Origin of the sequence: Streptomyces aurantiacus JA 4570 (assembly GCF_000414115.1) — a bacterium.
Lineage (GTDB): Bacteria > Actinomycetota > Actinomycetes > Streptomycetales > Streptomycetaceae > Streptomyces > Streptomyces aurantiacus_A.
The window spans coordinates 1-768 of record NZ_AOPZ01000526.1; the positions used below are offsets into that span (position 1 = coordinate 1).

Below are 768 nucleotides of genomic sequence, written 5' to 3' on the forward strand. Positions count from 1 at the left end.
ATCGAGGTCGCGCGGCGCGCGGGCGCCCCGGTGTACGGCGTCGCGCTGCCCGGCCACTTCGTCGTCGGCTTCGGCTCCCCGGACGCGTACGGCAAGCCGGAGCAGGTGCTCGCCGACCCGTTCAACGGCGGGCGGCTGCTGTCCACCGACGACGCCGAGCAGCTGGTCGCGCAGGCGTCGGGCGGCAGGCTGAATCCCTCGCTCCTGACGGCGGCCGACCCGCTGAACATCATGCTGCGCATCCTCAACAACATCCGCGCCTGGGCCGCGGCCCGCTCCGAGCGCTCGCACGTGGCGCTCTGGGCCCTCGAACTGTCCCTCCTGCTGCCCGCGCACCCGGCGCGGCTGCGCTACGAACGCGCCCAGTTGCTCGTCGAGCGCGGCGACTTCCTCGCGGGGGCGCGGGGCCTCGACGAGTACGCCGAGGTGGTGGCGTCGATCGAGCCGACCACGGCGGAGCGGGTACGCCTTGAGGCGCGGGCGGCGCGGGCGAAGCTCAACTGAGGCGGTGCGCGTCCTACGTACGAGGTGGACGGCGCACCCCCGAGGCCCGGCGGCGCGCGGCTTGGCCGTCGCGAGGACCGGTAGCGATCGGTCCGGCCGGGCACGAGGGACGTATGCACCCCCGACCCGCCCGCGCCGCGCGGTGGCGCCGGGCCTTCGCCGCCGAGGCCAGGGCCGAGCGGCCCGACCTCGCGCGGCTGTGCCTGCTGATCGGCGCGGAGGCGGATCCCGCGCTCGACGACCCGGGCATGGCCGCGGCGCGGC

1 protein-coding gene is annotated in these 768 nt (G+C 76.6%); it reads left to right on the forward strand.

Features of this window, described 5'->3' with window-relative positions; genetic code table 11:
- The coding region (locus tag STRAU_RS37080; protein ID WP_037664475.1) for a transglutaminase family protein at positions 1-504 on the forward strand (504 nt) is incomplete at its 5' end.
- Between the last annotated feature and the right edge of the window lie 264 nt (positions 505-768).